17 protein-coding genes and 3 pseudogenes are annotated in these 19,862 nt (G+C 58.4%); 16 read left to right on the top strand and 4 right to left on the bottom strand.

Features of this window, described 5'->3' with window-relative positions; genetic code table 11:
• Position 1 precedes the first annotated feature (1 nt).
• The 10 genes from rfbA (at position 2) to ASD83_RS10930 (ending at position 11,077) form a co-directional block, all read left to right on the top strand.
• Positions 2 to 886 carry a glucose-1-phosphate thymidylyltransferase RfbA gene (gene rfbA, locus ASD83_RS10980; protein WP_056312321.1) on the top strand — a complete coding sequence of 295 codons (885 nt, stop codon included), beginning with the start codon at positions 2 to 4 and terminating at the stop codon, positions 884 to 886.
• A gap of 30 nt (positions 887 to 916) precedes the next feature.
• A complete protein-coding gene (gene rfbB / locus ASD83_RS10975; RefSeq protein ID WP_056312319.1) occupies positions 917 to 1,984 on the top strand; it encodes a dTDP-glucose 4,6-dehydratase in 1,068 nt (355 codons plus the stop codon).
• Between the two features lie 4 nt (positions 1,985 to 1,988).
• On the top strand, positions 1,989 to 3,830 hold the full coding sequence (locus tag ASD83_RS10970; protein WP_056310797.1) for a hypothetical protein: 1,842 nt from the start codon (positions 1,989 to 1,991) through the stop codon (positions 3,828 to 3,830).
• The gene (locus tag ASD83_RS10965) at positions 3,791 to 4,951 is read left to right on the top strand and encodes a DegT/DnrJ/EryC1/StrS family aminotransferase (RefSeq protein WP_413813496.1); all 1,161 of its coding nucleotides are present in this window, start codon (positions 3,791 to 3,793) and stop codon (positions 4,949 to 4,951) included. Before ASD83_RS10970 ends, ASD83_RS10965 begins: the two co-directional genes overlap by 40 nt.
• Positions 4,948 to 5,646 (top strand): WbqC family protein, encoded by a 699-nt coding sequence (locus tag ASD83_RS10960; RefSeq protein WP_056310793.1) that lies wholly within the window; start codon positions 4,948 to 4,950, stop codon positions 5,644 to 5,646. The genes ASD83_RS10965 and ASD83_RS10960 overlap by 4 nt, the downstream gene beginning before the upstream one ends.
• A gap of 426 nt (positions 5,647 to 6,072) precedes the next feature.
• The gene (locus tag ASD83_RS10950; RefSeq protein WP_056310789.1) at positions 6,073 to 7,035 is read left to right on the top strand and encodes a hypothetical protein; all 963 of its coding nucleotides are present in this window, start codon (positions 6,073 to 6,075) and stop codon (positions 7,033 to 7,035) included.
• Positions 7,032 to 7,994, top strand: a complete 963-nt coding sequence (locus tag ASD83_RS10945; protein ID WP_056310787.1) for a hypothetical protein — start codon at positions 7,032 to 7,034, stop codon at positions 7,992 to 7,994. The genes ASD83_RS10950 and ASD83_RS10945 overlap by 4 nt, the downstream gene beginning before the upstream one ends.
• A complete protein-coding gene (locus ASD83_RS10940) occupies positions 7,991 to 8,464 on the top strand; it encodes a GNAT family N-acetyltransferase (RefSeq protein WP_056310785.1) in 474 nt (157 codons plus the stop codon). Before ASD83_RS10945 ends, ASD83_RS10940 begins: the two co-directional genes overlap by 4 nt.
• Complete coding sequence (locus ASD83_RS10935; protein WP_056310784.1) at positions 8,448 to 9,188, top strand: class I SAM-dependent methyltransferase; 741 nt, start codon at positions 8,448 to 8,450, stop codon at positions 9,186 to 9,188. Before ASD83_RS10940 ends, ASD83_RS10935 begins: the two co-directional genes overlap by 17 nt.
• Positions 9,189 to 9,190: 2 nt before the next feature.
• Positions 9,191 to 11,077, top strand: a complete 1,887-nt coding sequence (locus ASD83_RS10930; RefSeq protein WP_056310782.1) for a hypothetical protein — start codon at positions 9,191 to 9,193, stop codon at positions 11,075 to 11,077.
• 854 nt (positions 11,078 to 11,931) lie between these two features.
• Here ASD83_RS10930 and ASD83_RS10925 read toward each other — a convergent pair.
• From ASD83_RS10925 to ASD83_RS21295, 3 genes and pseudogenes are all read right to left on the bottom strand, one after another.
• Entirely contained in the window at positions 11,932 to 13,146 is a 1,215-nt protein-coding gene (locus tag ASD83_RS10925) for a hypothetical protein (RefSeq protein ID WP_056310780.1), read from the bottom strand.
• Between the two features lie 222 nt (positions 13,147 to 13,368).
• Positions 13,369 to 13,770, bottom strand: coding sequence for an ROK family protein (locus ASD83_RS10920; RefSeq protein WP_056310778.1), 402 nt, complete (start codon positions 13,768 to 13,770; stop codon positions 13,369 to 13,371).
• A 99-nt stretch (positions 13,771 to 13,869) separates the two neighbouring features.
• A pseudogene (locus tag ASD83_RS21295) lies at positions 13,870 to 13,935 on the bottom strand (hypothetical protein); the annotation flags it as partial.
• Positions 13,936 to 13,976: 41 nt separating this feature from the next.
• On the opposite strand from ASD83_RS21295, the pseudogene ASD83_RS10910 reads away from it, so the two are divergent.
• Both ASD83_RS10910 and ASD83_RS10905 read left to right on the top strand, forming a co-directional pair.
• Positions 13,977 to 14,597 (top strand): annotated as a pseudogene (locus tag ASD83_RS10910) (ABC transporter permease); the annotation flags it as partial.
• Positions 14,519 to 15,332, top strand: a pseudogene (locus tag ASD83_RS10905) (ATP-binding cassette domain-containing protein). The pseudogenes ASD83_RS10910 and ASD83_RS10905, both read left to right, overlap by 79 nt.
• Positions 15,333 to 17,237: 1,905 nt before the next feature.
• Here ASD83_RS10905 and ASD83_RS10895 read toward each other — a convergent pair.
• Positions 17,238 to 18,014: a hypothetical protein gene (locus ASD83_RS10895; RefSeq protein WP_056310772.1), complete on the bottom strand. Its 777-nt coding sequence runs from the start codon at positions 18,012 to 18,014 to the stop codon at positions 17,238 to 17,240.
• Between the two features lie 90 nt (positions 18,015 to 18,104).
• Between ASD83_RS10895 and ASD83_RS10890 the strand changes: the two genes are divergently transcribed.
• From ASD83_RS10890 to ASD83_RS10875, 4 genes are all read left to right on the top strand, one after another.
• The gene (locus tag ASD83_RS10890; RefSeq protein ID WP_320409103.1) at positions 18,105 to 18,407 is read left to right on the top strand and encodes a helix-turn-helix transcriptional regulator; all 303 of its coding nucleotides are present in this window, start codon (positions 18,105 to 18,107) and stop codon (positions 18,405 to 18,407) included.
• A gap of 66 nt (positions 18,408 to 18,473) precedes the next feature.
• On the top strand, positions 18,474 to 18,920 hold the full coding sequence (locus tag ASD83_RS10885) for a hypothetical protein (RefSeq protein ID WP_156385920.1): 447 nt from the start codon (positions 18,474 to 18,476) through the stop codon (positions 18,918 to 18,920).
• A gap of 241 nt (positions 18,921 to 19,161) precedes the next feature.
• Positions 19,162 to 19,419: a type II toxin-antitoxin system Phd/YefM family antitoxin gene (locus ASD83_RS10880; RefSeq protein ID WP_056312314.1), complete on the top strand. Its 258-nt coding sequence runs from the start codon at positions 19,162 to 19,164 to the stop codon at positions 19,417 to 19,419.
• Positions 19,416 to 19,799: a type II toxin-antitoxin system VapC family toxin gene (locus ASD83_RS10875; RefSeq protein ID WP_056310768.1), complete on the top strand. Its 384-nt coding sequence runs from the start codon at positions 19,416 to 19,418 to the stop codon at positions 19,797 to 19,799. The genes ASD83_RS10880 and ASD83_RS10875 overlap by 4 nt, the downstream gene beginning before the upstream one ends.
• The last annotated feature ends 63 nt before the right edge of the window (positions 19,800 to 19,862 follow it).

The raw sequence follows: 19,862 nt of genomic DNA, 5'->3' as shown, positions 1-19,862 counted from the left end.
TATGAAGGCCATTCTTCTGGCTGGCGGATCCGGATCCCGCCTTTTTCCTTTGACCCAGGTGGCCAGCAAGCAATTGCAGCCGGTCTACGACAAGCCGATGATCTATTATCCGATCACGGTCCTGATCGCGGCGGGCATCCGGGAAATCCTCATCATCAGTACGCCGCACGACCTACCGCGCTTTCAGCAACTCCTTAGGGACGGCTCTCAATGGGGCGTATCGTTCTCGTTTCTTGAGCAGGCCAGACCCAATGGTATTGCCGAGGCTCTTCTGATTGGCCGGGAATTCATCGGCGATAGCAATTTCGTCCTGATGCTAGGCGATAATATATTTTCGGGGGGCGATGACTTCTCCCGTGCGGTGGGAGCCTTCGAGAAGGGCGCGTCCATCTTCGCCTATCACGTCAAGGACCCGAGCCGCTACGGCGTAGTCGAATTCGACAAGTCCGGAAATGCACTCTCCATCGAGGAAAAGCCGGCACGTCCGAAGAGTCCATATGCGGTTCCTGGCGTTTATATCTACGATAGCGGGGCGGTTGACATCGCCGGCTCAATCCGGCCCTCGGCCCGGGGGGAGCTCGAAATAACCGAAGTCAACCTCGAATACATGAGGCGCGGTGAACTCCAGGTACGACGACTGAGCCGTGGCTTTGCATGGCTCGACGCGGGGACGAGTTCGGCCCTACACGAGGCGTCCGTCTATGTCGAAAACATAGAGACAAGGCAGGGGATCAAGATTGGTTGTCCGGAAGAAGCGGCTTTTATCCGCGGCTTTCTCAGCGCCGAGCGTTTCCAGGCACTGCTGGAAACCATGCCAGCCTGCGAGTACCGGGACTATCTGGCGGGCGTCGCCAGGGAATTGTCCGGTACGGACCAACCAGGCTAACCGCTGCCGATGGAAAAAAATCCAAATAGCTTGAAGACTATCTTCGTGACTGGCGGTGCCGGTTTCATCGGCTCTACGCTAGTGCGCCAGCTGATCGATGAGACCAAGCACACGGTGGTGACCATCGACAAGCTCACCTATGCCGGCAACCTCGACTCCCTCGCATCCGTAGCGGGATCGGAGCGGCATCGCTTCGAAAAGGTGGATATCTGTGACGCCGCCGGGATCGCCGAGTTGTTTGCACGCTACCAGCCGGATGGCATCATCCATCTTGCCGCAGAAAGCCATGTTGACCGCTCGATCGATGGTCCGGCCGCGTTCCTCAATACAAACATCATCGGGACCTTTACCCTGCTGGAGTCGGCACGCAGCTACTGGGTTGCCTTGCCCAGCGAGCGCCGTGCGGAATTTCGCTTCCATCACGTGTCAACCGACGAGGTATACGGGTCGCTCGGAAGCCAGGGGTTGTTCACAGAAGAATCGCCTTATAGACCCAATTCCCCCTATTCCGCCTCGAAGGCCGCCTCGGATCACCTCGCACGGGCGTGGCACCACACCTACGGCCTGCCCGTTCTGATGACCAATTGCTCGAACAATTACGGGCCTTTCCACTTTCCTGAAAAGCTGATTCCGTTGATGATTCTTAACGCGCTTGAGGCAAAGTCGCTGCCGGTCTATGGCGATGGCCTCCAGGTCCGAGACTGGCTTTATGTCGAGGATCACGCCAGGGCCATCACCCTAGTGTTCGAGACTGGGTCCGTCGGCGAAGTGTATAATATCGGTGGCGGAGCCGAATTCCGGAACATCGACATCGTCCGGATGATCTGCGATCTGCTCGAAGAACTGCGCCCGCTGCCGCAGGGCCGCTACCATGATCTGATCACCTACGTCACCGATCGCCCCGGGCATGACCGGCGCTATGCGATCGATGCATCAAAGCTGCGCAGCGAGCTTGGCTGGGCGCCAAGGGAGAGCCTGGCGACGGGCCTGCGCAAGACCGTGCAGTGGTACCTGGACAATGAGGCCTGGTGGACCCGGGTTCGCGATGGCCGCTACAAAGGCGAACGCCTCGGCTTGCATGTCGGCACGAGTGAGTAACGGAATGCGTCAAACGCAGTCGTGGGGTCTCGGCTTTGCGTCGGTCGTCCTGTGCGCCCTGTCCCTTATAGTCATGACCTATGCCCTGATCTTTATGGGGTATGGCTTCGACTTCACCGATGAAGCCTATTACATCATCTGGATCAAGGATCCGTTCTACTACGACTATTCGAATACCCAGTTCGGTTTCGTGTACTTTCCGCTTTTTCATTTTCTGGGCCAAGACCCGCATCTTATGCGTGTCGCCAACATCGTCCTGACCTATGGAACGGGATTGATCCTGTCCTACGTGACGCTGCGAGAACTCGACGGCCGGCAGCACTTCACCTTTCTGGGCCTCGCGCAGGCGACGGCGATTTCGACCCTCAGCGTCGCCTTTCTGTTCTGGCTTCCACTTTCACCCAGCTACAATACTCTTTCGTTGCAGGCGTTGATGCTGACAGGCATTGGGTTGGTTCGCGCTGGCAAAGATATGAGCCGGGCGAGCGTGGTAGGCTGGATCCTGATCGGGGTTGGCGGATGGTTGACCTTCATGGCAAAGGTTTCCACCGCGGCAGCCCTAGGGCCGCTCGTTGTCCTGGTCGTGTTGCTGTCGGGACGATGGAGCCTGCGAGGGCTGGCCATATCCACCATCACCTCGGCGCTGCTGCTGGTGATTAGTGCCTACGCCATCGACGGCTCGTTGACCTCGTTCCTGGATCGCATTCGCCTGGCGGTGGAAATCTCAGGAATGGTCGGCGCCGGATACTCTTTGGCAGAGATCCTGCGGCTGGACGGCATAGATATGACCGCCCCCGACTGGATCATTGCCATCGCTACGGGAGCTGTGCTGTTGCTGGCTGGTGCCTTGTTCCGCCGCCCTTCGGCGCCGGTTGCCGGTCTGGGTCTGGCAATGGCATTGTTCTGCTGTTTGATAGCAGCTCTGATCCTGCTACGGGTCGTACCATCGAGCTGGGATATCGGACTGAGCGCCCGCGCCATCCTGCTTGCATTCCCTGCGACCTCGATTCTTCTCGCATTTCCGACCCTGTTCCGCCTCGCGCGGGCGCCTGAAGTTGGTGAGACCGGAACCATCGTTCTACGCAACTACGCGCTCGGTCTCGGGTTCATGGCCTTGCCGCTGATCTATGCATTCGGCTCGAACAACAATTATTGGAAGCTCGCGGGCGACGCATGCATATTCTGGGTTCTCGCCGCAATGCTGTTTGCGACGCGGTCTGGGGCCGTTCTTCGCGACCGAGACTTGATTCCTTATACGCTTCTCGCGCCGGTGCTTGCCCTGTTCTTCCTGCAGCATGGTCTGGCGAAACCCTACCGGCAACCTGAGCCACTGTGGACGAACAACCGACAAGTGGCCCTAGGCAATCCGAGTCATTCGCTGACTCTGTCGTCCGATTTTGCGGCCTATATAGAAGAGGCCCAAAGCGGTGCGAAGGCGGCCGGCTTTCGGCCCGGAATGCCTATGATCGATCTGTCGGGCCAGTCGCCCGGCCTTCTCTATGCCTTGGGCGCTCGCAATGTTGGCTATCCTTGGCTCTCTGGCGGGTATCCGGGGAGTACGGAGATCGTCAAAGCGGCATTGGAACGCGTGGACTGTAGGGATCTAGCTCACTCATGGGTCCTTTTGGAGAGAACTGGACCGCGCATGGTGGACAGCAGCGTGCTTTCCGTGTTCGGTGCGGATGTGGACGAGGATTTCAACATCGTTGCGCAGTGGACTACCGCGGTGGGTGCTGGCGGATATAGTGAAGCCCGGGTCCAGGAACTGCTGCGTCCCACGAAACCCCCGGACGCGGCGGTTGCGGAGTGTTCCGCGAGCCGGTCGACGTCTCCTGCGAGAAATTGAATTTGAGCGATAAGTTGTCGGACATCTATGTAACCAAGCCGGCCCTGCCGCCGCTTGAAGAGCTCATTCCATACCTTGAAGGCATTTGGGACCGCGGCATCCTGACCAATCAGGGACCGCTTCACCGCGAATTCGAGGCCCGTCTGGCGGCCTATCTCGGGGTAGAGCATATCTGCCTGTTCTCGAGCGGCATGGCGGCGCTGGTGACGGCGGTGCAATCGCTTGAGCTCAGCGGTGAAGTGATCACCACACCCTATTCCTTCGTAGCTACTTCCAACGCCATCGTCTGGAACGGGCTGACGCCGGTCTTTGTCGACGTGGAACCAGGAACACTCAACATCGATCCGGCCCAGATCGAAGCCGCCATCACTCCGCGGACTACCGCTGTGCTTCCTGTCCATTGCTATGGAAATCCCTGCGCGGTCGACAGGATCGAGGCCATTGCTGCCAAGCATGGGCTCAAGGTTCTCTACGACGCAGCACACGCCTTTGGCGTACGGGATGCCGGCGGTAGCGTGTTGCGACACGGTGACCTTTCCGTCCTCAGCTTCCACGCCACCAAGGTGTTCAACACCTTCGAGGGTGGCGCCATTATATGTGGGAGCGCGGAGGCCAAGGCGCGCATTGAGCAGTTGCGGAACTTCGGTCTCGTTTCCGAAGTCGAAGTGCGGTCGCCGGGCCTCAACGGCAAGATGAACGAGTTCAGTGCCGCGATGGGTCTGTTGCAGCTCAGTCATGTCGACCATGCCATCGTCGCGCGCCAGGCGGTGGATCAACGTTACCGGTCCGAGTTCGCGCAGATAGAGGGTATCGAGTGCATTGCATGGGCGGCGGCGCGCATGAACTACAGCTACTTCCCGATACTGGTACATGAGGCCTTTCCCCTCAGCCGGGACCAGTTGCAGGCGCGTTTGGCCGACGTCGGCATCTATACGCGGCGCTATTTCCATCCTCTGCTGAGCGATTTCGCGCCCTATGCCAGCCTACCCTCTTCGGCAGGGGAGATGCCGATCGCACGAAACGCTTCTGAACGCGTGCTGTGCCTCCCGATCTACCCAGATCTTGCGAGCGAGGATGTCGAGAGGATCATCGCGGCCGTCAAAGGCGCAGCATCGCCATGATTCTGGCGATAAATCAGCCGTACTTTCTGCCCTATATCGGATACTTCCAGCTCATTGCGGCGGTCGACGAATTCATCGTCTACGACAACTTAAAGTATACTAAGAAGGGCTGGATTAACCGCAACCGCTTGCTGCGCAACGGCGAAGCTGTGACCTTCTCCTTGCCGCTGAAGTCGGCGCCCGACCATCTCGATATCGGGGTACGGGAGCTGGCCGCAGATTTCTCCGCCTCGGCGCTGCTCAACCAGATTAAGGGCGCCTACGCTAAGGCGCCCCACTATGATGCAGTGATGCCGTTGATCGTGGACATCATAAACCATGCGGACCGAAATCTCTTCGGCTTCGTTCACCACTCGCTCGTCAAGGTCTGCGCCTATCTCGAAGTCAAGACGCCCATCGTCATCTCGTCGAACGTTCCGATCGACCATTCCCTGAAGTCCGAAAGCAAGGTTCTGGCAGTGTGCGAGGCGCGCGGAGCCGACACCTATCTCAATGCGATCGGCGGAACCGAACTCTACAACCGGGATAATTTCGCCAACCGCGGTATCGAACTCAAGTTCCTGAAGTCGCAGTCCATGCCCTATCAGCAGTTCGGCGCAAACTTCGTGCCGTGGTTGTCGATTTTGGACGTGATGATGTTCTGCCCGTTGGAGACCATTCAAAAACAGCTCGCAACAGGTTACGAATTTGTCTAGGTGCGATGCATATGTACGCGGGATGGTGCGATGATTGCTGCTAGCAACAAGGAGGAGGCTGGTCCAGACAGCTTCTATGCCGGCGACAACATTTACGACTTCGACAGTCAGGTCATCTTGTCGTGGTACCCCAAGCGCGTGATGGAGCAGGTCGAAGGGACCAGGGCGCTCCTTGAACTTGGGCTGGGACACGGCTTTACGACGACGATATTCTTACCCACTTCGAGCGTCACGTGGTGCTCGACGGCTCGCTGCCGTCATTGCCGCCTTTCGGGCCAATCACCCGGATTGCGGGGCCGAGATCGTCGAGACCTATTTCGAGCAGTTCGAGACTGACGAACGTTTGGCGCCGCGCGGCACGATGTTCATGTGTTCAATTCGGCCGAAATACTGGAACGATATCATTCCCACAATTGAGCTGATCTAGTGTTTACTTGGAATAAACTCGGCCGCATATTTGATCCGGCGATGCATTCGTCTGGACGGCCATGGCTGGCTGGCTTTGCCCAGGCACCCTCGTCGCTCCTATTCGATGATTTCATTCGTATATACTTTTCCTGCAGGCCTCCGGCGGAGCCAAACGGCAACTATGTCAGCTATTCGGCCTTCGTCGACCTCGACCGGTCCGACCCGACGAAAGTCCTGAGGGTTAGCGACCAGCCCATCCTGCCGCTGGGCGCGCTCGGAACCTTCGATGAATTCGGCACTTATCCGGTTTCGGTCATCCGGCACGGAAGCCGCTACCGCGCCTACTATGCAGGATGGACCCGTTGCGAGTCCGTGCCGTTCAATGTCGGCATCGGCATCGCCGAGAGTGACGACGCGGTAACCTTTCAGCGGCTCGGCAACGGACCGGTTCTGCCCTATTCACTCAACGAGCCCTTCGTGCTAAGCGGCCCCAAGATCCGCTGGTTCGAGGATGGCTGGCATCTGTTCTACATTGCCGGGCGGCGCTGGAAACTGGTAAACGGTCGGCCCGAGCCGGTCTACAAGATTCGTCATGCCCGCTCGAATGACGGCCTAGTGTGGGAAAAATCGGACGTCGACCTGATAGAGAGCCGCATCGAGCCGGACGAAGCTCAGGCCAGCCCGGACGTGTTTTTCGCCAACGGTCGCTATCACATGTTTTTTTGCTATCGGTACAGCGCCGACTTCCGGGGCAAGGCGAATGGTTACCGCATCGGCTATGCCTCGAGCCCGGATCTGCGCACCTGGTTTCGCGACGACCGCAAGGCCGGCATCGACGTGTCGCCGCAAGGCTGGGATGAAGAAATGATCAGTTACCCGCATGTCTTCGCCGCCGACGGCAGAACATATATGGCCTACCTCGGCAATGGCGTCGGTAGGCACGGTTTTGGGCTAGCGGTTCTGGATGGCGAGCTGGCATGACCATGAGGTGGAAGAAGCTCGGCCAGATATTCGATACCCGCAAACACGGCTTGCCCGAGGGCCGTGTTGGCTTCGCGCAGTCCCCGCAGACATTGGTGTTCAAGGATTTCTTGCGCATCTACTTTTCCACTCGGTCGCTGGATGTGGAAAGCGGCAAGTATCTTAGCCATATCGCTTTCGTGGACGTGGAAAAGGACCTGTGCACCGTCAGAGGCCTGTCCTCTGGTACTGTCATGCCGCTGGGGGAACTTGGCGCTTTCGACGAGCATGGCATATTCCCAATGAATGTGCTGCGTCACGGCGACGCGGTCTATGGCTACACCTGCGGCTGGAATCGCCGTGTTTCAGTCTCGGTGGATACCGCCATCGGGCTGGCCGTGAGCAGGGACGACGGGCTCACCTTCCAGCGCCTCGGTGCTGGCCCTATCATGGGGCCGTCGCTGCATGAACCGTGCCTCGTGGGTGACGGGTTCGTCAGGGTGGTCGGCGATGTCTTCCATATGTGGTATATTTTCGGCACGGGCTGGCGGCGCTATAGCGATGCCGCCCCCGACCGAACCTACAAGATCGGCCACGCCACGTCGCCGGATGGGATCAACTGGGTCAAGCAGGAAGCGCAGGCCATTATTGCAGATCGCCTTGGAGCCGAGGAAAGTCAGGCGCTGCCCACGGTCATCGAGATCGACGGCGTGCACCACATGTTCTTCTGCTACCGCCAGTCCTCGGACTTTCGCAGCAATGCGGCCCGCGGCTACCGGATTGGCCACGCCTTTTCGACCGACCTGCGCCATTGGACGCGCGACGACGACAACCCCGGACTGGAAGGCACAGCGGGCGAGTGGGATTCCGACATGCAATGCTATCCCCACGCCTTCAGCCACGAAGGCCGGCACTATCTGCTCTACAACGGCAACGAGTTCGGCAGGTTCGGCTTCGGGCTCGCGGTGCTCGAACGGTGAGCGCCGCCATAGCCTACGCGACGGACACGGCGTCGCTTGAAGATGTAGTCAGCCATCTTCGCGAGGCCGATGCCGACTTCGTCCCGACGCTGAGCAGTCGGACTAGCATCCTGGACTATGCGACAAAGCTCAAGCGCCATGCCCTGTTGTGCGAGGCGTGGAGCGATGGAGCGCTGGTCGGTCTCGTGGCCGGCTATTGCAACGACAGGGAGGGCAGGACCGGGTTTATCACCAGCGCAAGTGTGCTAAAGCGTTGCCTGAGGCAGGGCATTGGTGAACAATTGGTCGGCCGGTTCCTGGCCCTAGCTCAGGAGGCGGGAATGCTGCGCGTCTGCCTTGAGGTTTCATGGAGCCAGACGCCGGCACGCCGACTCTATAGCAAGCTCGGCTTTCAGGGGCAGGATAGCGGCGGCTCCATCGAACGGATGGTAATTTATTTGAGCAGGAAGACGAATGACAAGTCAGCGTGACTACAACCTGGAGCTGAGCGACGCCGATGGGCACAAATACGCCTACAATTTCGACCTCGACGTCATGCATCCCTTCATGCTTCGATCGTTCGAGCCGCTGTTCAACCAGGGTTCCACGCTCGAACTGGGCAGTTTCCGGGGTGAATTCACCAAGCGCCTGCTCAATCATTTAGAAGACATAACCTGCGTGGAAGCATCGGACATGGCGATAGCCGATGCACGCAAGGTCCTAGGCGATCGAGTCCGGTATGTTCACGGTCTGTTTGAAACGGTGCAACTTCCTGGGCGCTATGACAATATCATCCTAACCCATGTGCTCGAGCACCTGGATGATCCGGTCGGCGTGCTGCGTCGGATCAACGATGAGTGGCTCTCGGACAATGGGCGACTGTTCCTTGTATGCCCCAATGCAAATGCTCCGTCGCGTCAGATAGCGGTGAAGATGGGTTTGATCAGTCATAATTCGGCAATCACGCCTGCCGAGGCGGCGCACGGTCATCGCAACACCTACACGCTTGATACGCTTGAGCGCGAAGTTGCAGGCGGTGGCCTGCGCGTCGTTCACCGCTCTGGTATCTTCTTCAAGGCGCTTGCGAACTTCCAGTGGGATCGTCTGCTCCAGACCGACATCATTTCCAAGGAGTATTTGGAAGGATGTTTTGCGCTTGGCCAGATCTATCCCGACCTTTGCTCGAGCATCTATCTAGTGTGTGAGAAGGGCTAGGTATGTCGCAAGACATCCCTGGGTCAGGTTCGCACGCCGGCAGGACGAGTGCCCTGCTTCTTGGCACCATGGCAATTGCCATGCTCATTCTCCTCGCCGTCGAGGCGGGGAGAGCCTTGGGCTTTGGCGACGAGGGCATCTATCTCATGGGGCCACGCTATCCCGATGAGGTGACGCAGAACGTCTCCACCATTTTTCGCTTTAGCGGATACGTTTTTGGTCTGGTCGGCCACAATCCTATCTACTTCCGGCTTGCCTGCGTTGGGCTCGTGGTTGTCTCCGCGCTGGTCCTAGCTGCGGGTGTTGCCGCCATTCGTCCGTGGTTTGCAGGGCAACAGGAGCTGACACATTGGCAGCGTCTGCAGGTGCCGCTGTTCCTCATCGTGGGCAGCCTGCTGCACTATCAGTGGTCCTACCTGACGCCGAGCTACTACACGCTTACAGCGATGGCGGTGAACACACTGACCGGGTTGACGCTTCTCAGCGTCGTCAGCCTTGGCGGCAATAATCGACGCTATATGGGATGGGGCCTGCTCTACGGCTTCTTCTTCGGCATCGTCCTGTTTGCAAAGTTTCCAACCGCTTTGCCTATGCTAGCAATGACATCGGTGACCGTCGCGATATGCGCTCGGCCCCAGCGTTCCCTTGCCTTTGCGGCCTGTGTTCTTGCCGGCTTCTCAGCCTGGCTACTGCTGACGTTCACCACAGAGCGGTCGCCAGCACAGGCGCTGCGCGATTTCATGGATGGCTGGAGTATCTACCAGTCGCTGGGCTATCACAATCCGGCCGACAAGTTGATTGCCTATCCAACTGAGGTCGGGGTCCTGCTGCTGACCAGCGCGGTCTGGTTCCTGCCCAGCTTTCTCCTGCTCGGTGCTGCCGGGGCCGATCTGCTATCGCGAGGGCCGTTGAAGGAGCTTGGCAGGTGGCCTGCGCTCGCCGCTCTGGCGATCGGGCTGGCTGCGATCATGAGCCTACCCAGCGGTATTTTGGTCGATGTGGCAGACCGGCTAGTAACAACGCCGTATCTCGGCATGACTCGCTTCTACATCGCCGCGCAGTTGGCTTGGGTGCTACTGCTGGCTGGCTTGGTGTTCGTCGCCTACCGCAGCGATATCCTGCGACTGGGTTGGAGCAGATGGATCGTCCTGCTGTTTCTTCTGGGTGCGCCGCTCGCCGGATCTCTTGGCACGTCCAATCCGATCTACAACGTCATCCAGTTTTATGCGGGGCCTTGGTTTGCGCTGATTTTGGCTTTGCTGTGGCTGCTATGGCGGGACCGGTTTGTGTCTTATCGGCTGGTGCAGTTCACGTGTCTTTTGGTCTGTGCTTATACGACAAGCCAGGTGATTCAGGGCAGTTGGACTCAACCTGCTCAGATCAAGCCTCGTAGCATGGCCTCTCAGGACCAGCCGACTATGGTCGGCTACCCTCCAGTCTCGGTGTTGCTGGATGTCGATACGAGCCGGCTAGTTGAGGACCTTCGCGCCGCGGCGACAGAAAGCGGCTTTCAGCCAGGCGACGATATCATCGGCTTCAACCAAATAGCGGGTCTCGTTTACGCCCTGGGTGGTAAGTCGCCCGGGCATCCGGTTTTCCCATGCTGTAGACCAGCCGAGAATGCATACGGCGCCGCTGTGCTCAGGTTCGCAGACAGGGAGCGATTGAAGCACGCCTACATTTTGCTGGATGTTCCTCCCGAGCCGGATGTGGAGAATTTGCTTCGAGGGGCGGGGCTCCAGTTCCCTGAGGAATATGAGCTGGTGACTACGAGTGTAGGCTTGAGCAGGCAATTTCGCCTGTATAGGCCCTCTATTATGTCCACTGCGCGCACCGGAGAGGCAGCAAAGCCCACAATCGCGTCGCCAAGCTCAACAAGCATCCAGTAGCGCCAGTTCTGCAATTTGCTGCCAGCGCTACCCGCTGTTTGGTTGTCGAAAACGGATGCGCTCCTCTTGAAATGAATGCTAGGGCAAACCCGAGGCGGATTTCTCTGACTCAACCCATCAGGCATTGAATATGATCGATAGCGTCTCATATCGATCGCACAACGGCCCCTATGCCGGGGAATGTGCGATATGGCTCATCTCGATCGCACAACGGCTACTTCGCCGGGGGGATGTGCGACAAAGCCTCGAAACGCGTTCGGAGCGGTGTTCAAAGGGCTTGCTCCACGTGTTTATCGATGCTGCTGTGGCTGAACGAAAACCGCCCGGGAACGTGCCTCCATCCCGGTCAATTTAAGGCCTCGCTCTATCCTCGATATTGGTATTGTCGAAAAGCCGATCTTGAACGCGCCATCCAATGCCAGCGGTTATTAGACCCAGCACTGACATGACACGTGTGCAAAGTCACCGAAGAGTCCCGGCTGGATCTGACGACCGTTATCTTTCGGTTGCCTTGCTGTTCCCGCCGAAGATGCGGCCATCCTGCCCGAAGATCTCAGCTTCACGCAGGGCTTGGGTTTTGGCCGGGGACGACATGAATGAAATGAGCTCATTGAGGTTAGTTGGGACGGACCCGAAAAAAGTTCTGCCACAGAGCAATAACACTTTTCTCGAAACTGATAACGCATCGGGCTCAACGGACAACGCTGTAAGATAATTTAGTGACAATTCACCACGACCTGCCGATGACCTGCCGATGACCTGCTGGTGGATTTCGCAACGCATCCCAAGAGGGAGATTGCAGGGCGAGGTCAACGGTTGACAGGTGTTCCCGTCAGCTCCACGGAAGGACTGCATTATCGTTTGCGGGGTAAGCCGGATCGACTTTCCTTGTTCCTATGTCTCTGATTTCGTACCAAGCGATCCACGTTGGCTTCAATCTCGTCTGCTCGAGCCTCAAATATAGCCCGCGCATCAATGCCGCTTGGTACGACGGCCGGCTTTGCTCCAGGCGTTGGGAAATCTTCATAGACAAAGTCAATTTGCGCAACGCCGACTCCCGATTGAGCGGCAGGCTCGGTCGCGTCAGCCAGGGTCCTGCTGACGTCCTCCCCGGCGGAGGGTGAAGCAAGATCCGACCTCGTCTGACGAATGGACGGAAATAGGGGGGCTGCACGCTCTTCGGATGGCGAGGGCATGAGAGGACTGACAAGCGCTGTCTCATCTCGCCATCCATGGCGACCTGAGGCGTAATGGCCGGCGCCCCTTAGATCCAGGTGCCCTGCCATGAGGGCGATGTCGGCGGCAGAGAAGCCGTTGGCCTTCCAGGTCGCCAGCGATACATGTCGAAAGGAGTAGAGGCTCAATCGCCGGCTGGCAGCGGCTTTGCTCGCCCGAGCGAGCGCCTCGGCTACGGCATTGCGCCAGGATTCGAAGCGCTCTTCGGGGGCGGCGCTAGGCGCGGCAGTGGTTTCGTCCTGGGCGAGGACGCAGAGCCATTTCAGTGCCTCTATGAATGTCGGGGAGAAGCGGGTTAGCCGCAAACTCCTGTAAAACTTTCCATTGCGACGCTTTGCGGTTTTTATATGCACCATTTCTTCGGTCACGACGGCATCGAGTAGTTCGACGGGTCGCATACCGATCCTGGGTGCAACAAGCACATATAGACCTGCCGCCATGGCGCTTCTTCCCTTGCGCTTGAGAACGAGGCGTTTGAGATACTGGAAGGTTGCCGCAGCCTCGTCACGCGTGGCATCGGTCACTTTGTTGCTTGATGTCTGAGGCTCCAGGGGCTGGCCGCCCCGCTCAGTTAGTCCGCGACACAAGCGCGCGAAATCGGCTTCAGGACTGAACGAGCCCGCAGCAATTAGTGCCCTGTGATAGCTTGGCTTATAGCGCCGCAGCGTCGACCACTTGATGGTTGGAGACGAGCTCGCTTCAACAATCAGAGCTTCGACAGGGGGCAGGTCAGGGAAGAGCTTCTTGGCCCGGTTGAGGAGGCGTATCGCTTCGCGCTGATACTGACCTTCGCTCTTACCGGCTCTGCCAGGATTTGATGGTTTTGCTGGCATGGCGTTTTTGACGTCAGTCCGTAGTGGCGTTTGATACGACTATGATCTTTGCCGCGACGCAAAGGAAAAACAATTAGCAGCAGAAGTTGCTTCGTGGCTGACGCCAACCTCGCCAGCGTGAAAGCTCATAAAGGGCTAAGGCTAACTTTTTGCTCCGTTGACGCGGAGGGGGACGACAGGTCGTTCTGAGGGGGCTGGAGCTTGCGTCGCAACTCTAACGCTTCACGCCGACAGGCGCACATTGCCGTTCATGAAGTAGCGGTCGAAGAGGGGGCTGGCGGCTGCGCCGATGGCGCGAGCGTTGAAACCGACTGTGGCGGCCTCGACGCGCGGGGCGATGAGGCCGCGCATGTCCTGGTTGACGAGGTAGCGACGGGTTCTTTCTACGAGTTCGTGTTTGACCGAGGCCGGGAAGGCCCCATCGATCAGGATGGCCTCGAAGTCGATAACGGCGCAGACCGAGAGGGTGGCGCGCGCAAGCTCCTGGGCGGTACGGCCGATCCAGGGGTCGACGAAGCGGGGGAAGCGGCTCCAGTCCTGCGGAAGCGACCAGAGTTCGGCGGGGTCATGGCCGTTCTCGATCAGACGGGTTTCCAGCAGGTGGATCGAGGCGACGTCGATCAATTGCTGGCTTTCGCCCTGCGGACCAAAACTGCGGAGGGAGCCCAGGGCTCCTGCATTGCCGCGACGGCCGGGATAGACCGAGTTGTTGAGGACAATGCCGCCGCCAATGAAGGCGCCGACGAAGAAATAGGCGTAATCGCGAAACTCCTTGCCGCGCCCATAGATGTGCTCGGCCTGGCAGCCGGCCGTGGCGTCGTTGACGAGGCTTACCGCCCTTCATCGTGACGCTCGGCGTCTGGCAGATCGCGCTGGCGAGCAATTTTTTGTATTCGGGCAATGAGACGATCCGGGCGCAGGAGATCGAAACGCAGGCGCCGTTATTACAGTTTTTTGGGCAGTCGTTCTCGGTGGGTGGCGCGGTCTTCACCTATGGCGTGCTGGCTTTCATCGCCATTGTGCTGGTGCTCGCCTATGTGCTGCGCCACACCGCCTGGGGCCGGCACGTCTATGCGGTGGGTGACGATGCGGAAGCGGCCAAGCTTGCCGGCGTCAACACGCGTTCGGTGCTGATCTCGGTCTATATGCTGTCGGGCCTCATTTGCGCCTTTGCCGGATGGGTTCTCATTGGCCGCATCGGTTCGGTGTCGCCAACCTCGGGCCAGACGGCGAATATTGAAAGCATTACGGCCGTGGTGATCGGTGGCATTTCGCTGTTCGGTGGCCGGGGCTCGATCATGGGCATGCTGTTCGGCGCGCTGATCGTGGGCGTGTTCTCGCTCGGCCTGCGCCTCCTCGGGGCCGATGCGCAATGGACGTACCTTCTCATCGGCGTTCTCATCATTGCCGCCGTCGCGGTCGACCAGTGGATCAGAAAGGTGTCGGCATGACCCAACCGGTTCTTTATGCCCGTGGCCTCAACAAGCGCTATGGCAAGGTCACCGCGCTCGACAATTGCGATTTCGATCTCATGCCCGGCGAAATCCTTGCCGTGATCGGGGACAATGGCGCGGGAAAATCCTCGCTGATCAAGGTGCTCTCCGGCGCTATCCAACCCGATAGCGGTGAGGTCTTCCTCGAGGGGCGCCAGGTCAGCTTTCTTTCGCCGATCGCCGCCCGTCTCGCCGGCGCTCTCCATCGCCGACAATATGTTCATGGGGCGCGAACTGAGGAAGCCCGGCTTCATGGGCAAGGTGATGCGCCAGCTCGACCGGCCCGCGATGGAGCGAATTGCGCGGGAAAAACTCTCCGACCTCGGCCTGATGACGATCCAGAACATCAATCAGGCCGTCGAGACCCTGTCCGGTGGGCAGCGGCAGGGTGTCGCCGTGGCGCGGGCGGCGGCGTTCGGCTCCAAGGTGATCATTCTCGACGAGCCGACGGCAGCTTTGGGCGTCAAGGAATCCCGCCGCGTGCTGGAACTGATCCAGGACGTGCGGGCGCGCGGCATTCCGATCATCCTGATCAGTCACAACATGCCGCATGTTTTTGAAGTGGCGGATCGCATCCATGTGCACCGGCTTGGGCGCCGGCTCTGCGTCATCGACCCCAAGGACTATACGATGTCGGATGCCGTCGCCTTTATGACGGGAGCCAAGGCAGCCCCCCTTCAGGTTGACGCATAACGCGAACGGAGTGCCGCCGGATTGATCGTCCGAGATACCGCGGCTTAAAGTCCGACTTTGGTTACCTTTGTTGTTAGTCCACGAATATTGCCCACTTACCCACGGGAATCACAAGGTAACCATGGGAACTTGGTGCAACTCAACCAAGCGGGATTTGAGTGGAAAGACGATAGCGAACGCGGGGGGACACGTGGAAATAGCAGCGCGTTGCGATTGAGAAGCGGGATCGCTTGCACCGCCGAACGTCGGCTTGTGTTGTTAGTCCACGGAAAGAAGCAGCGCTGCGTCTAGGTTTTTGAGAGGGAAATTGGGGTGCAAGGCTGCAAATTTTTCTGCCTTTCAGCAGTTTTTGCCTCTTGGGCACTGAGACCAAATCGCGGGCAAAGGCGGGAATCAAAGGGCCCCCATCCCAATAGGGGCATTTTCATCGTCGCCGATAAATATGGTCCCCACCTATCTGGAACCGAATTTCCACAGCCAATAACGCTAATATCGAAAAGAAAAACACCGTTCGCGTTTCCGACAACGCCAGAGCGGCATTTGATAACGCTAAAATAGAACTTTGTGACAAAATCTCATGACCTGCCAATGATCTATTCATGACCCTATCGCGATCCTCGCGCAGGTCATCTGCAGGTTTTTTTGAGAAAATAGGGGCAAGATTGAACCGGAACGCTAAGAAACTGCCGAAGCGAGTGGCTGCTTGTCGTGGCACCAGAGGGACGGGGTCCGGAAGCGTCCTGACGCAGGCCGACGGCGTCGCCAAACACCAGGCCATCTTCAAATCCATTCGCAGTGGCGATGATGTCTAGCAGAGCGGCGGGCGGACTGCTCCGAGCAGCCCGGTGAGAAAACGGACGCGGCCGCCTGCGGGGTTCAAAAGTAGCGCCGGGGCCCTCGCATACGGCGTCGCTCAGTGCTGGCGAACGTGTTGTCCTCGTATCGCAACTTCATTGAATTAAGGAAGACAGCGATATCCTCGGCCTCGCTAAGAAGAAAATCGCTTCCGGGATAGTTCAGCAAGTACCCCGCTTTCATCAACATGTCGCTCAACGACCTTACCGGCAGTGCTAGCAGATCACGTCGACGACGCGCCTCGAGGCTTTGCCAGCGGTCGAGTTCGGCCGCCGCGTCGGGAGAGTACCGGTGGTCAAGGGGATCTCCCAGGGGGACCAGGCGATCATAACTGAGAAAAGCCTGTCGATGGCGACGGATGCGCTGACGGAGGGCCGCGGAAGGCCTTTGCGACCTTTGGCGAGAGATATGAAGTTCAGTCAAGATCAGGCTCCGCTCATGCAATCTGGAATCTGGGTCTTGGACGTTGGAATGGCCAAGACACTGAGGATGCGCTGGGGAGGTGGGGGGAGGATGTTGCGCCCTCGATTGGCGTCGGCCGGCCCATTTTCGCGGGCGTTGGTACGATTTCGGTCATATCAAGCTCTTGTTGGCAGAGGAATGAGGAGGGCGGCGGTCGTTGCGTGGACCACTTCTGACCGCCCGGGGCACGGCACTGTCGAAAATGAGGATCCGTTCTGGCCTTACAAGGCTAGTCTGTGGCTGTGTTCTCCTTTGTCGATCGCGTGGTTAATTCGAACTTCGCCTCGCAGAAGGCCACGGAAGCGACGGGCTGCTGGCCATCCATCCCGGGCAGAAGTGGCAAAATGTTTGGCTTTCTCGGTGTGAGCGGGAGGTAATCGAGCCTTTGTATCCAGCTGTATTTTTTCACGGTGACTTGTCCCCGTCTTCTCGACCTCGTGCGCTCATTTGACATCCCCGTCGTGTCTGCGCGATGTCCGCCCAGGTCGGCCGATGTCCCTTCACGTGCCGTCCCATCGTTAGTCCTGCCACTAAACCCTGCCTCCAATGGTGCCGTGACAGCACCGTGGTCCCGTTTCCCATTCGCGCTCAAAGGGCGAGTTTTGGAGCTTTGGCTCTCGCTTCGGCAAGAGCGGCGTCAAGTGCAGGACGAAGCCCGGCGGCGTCTGCCTCGTCAGCTGTCCATTTGATGCGTAGGTCTGTGGAGGAAAGCTTGAATATCGCAACCCTATCGCTGCCCGTTTGGCGACCGATCGCAGCATAGACGATCACATCGTAGGCCTCCGCTTGCTGGGGGAGGTATTGAAAGGCAACTTCCGGTTCAAGGCACTGCGGAGTTCCGGACGGATCGCAAGGGGCAGGCTGACCATCCTTGTAGCTCCAGATTAGATAAGTGACTGATCTACCGTCCTTGCGAAAACTAGGCGTGCCATATTTCTCCAAGAGTGATGCCAGAAACGGCTCGTACAATGGTGCCTGCCGATCGGTATTTCTGTAGTCGGCTTCACGCTGAACGAACACGGTCTGATTGCCGCTTGATAGGCCTGACAGACTTGTGGATAGGCGTTCGCCATCATGGTCCACCCACAGCGCGCGCGTATAGGGGACACTGCGGACCATGATGCCGTTGCTCGAAATCGTTGCGCTGGTCGTAGTTTCTTTCGCAGCTGTGCCAGAAATGCTCGCTAGGGCGGCTCTTGCTTCATCGGCCGACATGCCTGGAACGAGGCCGCGAATGTCAATTTGCCTTCCGGGGACGCTGGATTGAGCGGCACCCATCAGAATTTCAGGGACGACGTCCTGAGCAAAGGTCGTGGATGCAAAAAGCACAAACAGGCAAGTGGCGAAAATGGGGTTGCGTTTCATCGAAGTCTCCAGGTGAGTGAGCTGGAGTGCATCTTAAAGGCGACAAACTAATGTAACTTAAATCAGGTCGCCTTAAATGCGACAATAGCAATGATGTGCGACGTGAAACGCACCCATCCAGACCAACTTCGCGAGACCCTTGCCCGCAATGTCCGATTGCTGAGGGCGAGCAGAAGCATGAGCCAGGAAATGCTGGCTTTCGAGTCCGGCATCAATCGTAGTTATGTCAGTGATGTCGAGCGCGGCATCCGAAATATATCGCTCGATAATGTCTCAAGGCTTGCTAAGGCACTTGCCGTGCCAGCCTGGTCGCTCCTTAAGGAGTCCGAGGTCTTGGACCCATCCGCGGCTGGGGCGCACCCCGGCGGGGCGCCGAATGATCCCAAGGGGTGACCTCGTCTCTAGATAAATCTTATCCTCTAGTGCGCTCGCCGACGGTGGCCTCGGAAGACGGTAGTATTGGGGAGTATCGAGAGACTCCAAATATTGGTGAGAATCTCCGCACTCAAATTGGCACCGGAAGGTGACCAGCAAATTTTCGGCCCATCCTCAGGGCGGGGTTTCCCGATCCATTTCCCGGTATCCAGTTCCGATAGCCGTTTTCGTGCGCGAGGCGTCAATCTGAAACACGGTGACTCGGCCAAGCGCGCGAATGGCCGCGCCGCCGTCATCGCCACGGGCACGTTTGGCCCGTCGCCCGACAAGGAGATCGCTTCGATCAAGCAGATTGCAGATATGGGCACCGACGCCGCGTACATCCTCGCCAATCATCTCGGATCGCCCAGCGATGCCGAGGCGCAGTGGAGCGGCAATCTCAAGCGCATCGTCGAAGGAACCGGCGATATCCCGCTTGGATTTTACGAGTGTCCGACGCCGTGGAAACGCCTCGTTCCAACCACAGTCTAGGAATGGGCGGCCAAGACCGGGCGCTTCGTGTTCCATAACGACGTGAAGTGATCGCGGTGGTGAAACGATACATGGCCTCATCGTGTATCCCGGCCGTGCTGGCCGTCCAGGTGGAATTGGTCCTCGAAATGCTGGAGCTTGCCGGAAGTCAACGCCACCTCATCCAATCGATGACTTGACTTGGACCATCTGGTGGACCATCTATCTCTGCGATAGGTCAATGCAAGATGAGATGGCACAGATGCGGATATCTGTAAGCGATGCGAAAGCTCAGCTCACCGATCTGGTGAAGCGCGCTGAAGCCGGTGACGAGGTCGTCCTGACAAGGCGTGGTCATGAAGTGGTCCGCCTCGTGCCAGTGATCGCGGTATCGGGGGGCAAGGAGCGGCGCGCACTGATGGAAGAGATCAGGCTCTCGGCCGCCGAAAAAGCCGTACGGGGACCGGCTGCTGCACGCAGTCAGGATTTTCTTTATGATGATAACGGCTTGCCCTTATGATCGCCGTCGACACGTCGGCCCTTGTGGCGATCGTCTTGAACGAGCCAGAATCTGAAGCATGTATGAGCGCGATAGAGACGGCGGATCGAATTATCATCTCGGCGGGAACCGTGGCCGAAGCTCTGATCGTTGCTGGACGGCGCAATATCAGTGCGGAAATGGACCAGATGATTTGGGGGCTGCCGCTCGAGATTGTCGCAGTCAGTGCGGCTTCTGCGCGAAGGATTGCCGAGGCCTATGGGCGATGGGGCAAGGGTGTTCATCCGGCTTCTCTCAACTACGGCGACTGTTTCGCCTATGACGTCGCCATCGACCACGGCTGCGCGCTTCTCTATGTCGGTGAAGACTTTGCGCAGACTGATGTGAAAGCCGCGATATAGGGCGCAAAACAGTGCGGTTGACGCCGGCATGCTCGAATGCACAGCCATCGGCCGCAGTGCCGG

Origin of the sequence: Devosia sp. Root685, assembly GCF_001427875.1 — a bacterium.
Classification (GTDB): Bacteria; Pseudomonadota; Alphaproteobacteria; order Rhizobiales; family Devosiaceae; genus Devosia.
This window is presented reverse-complemented; position numbering and strand designations above follow the sequence as displayed.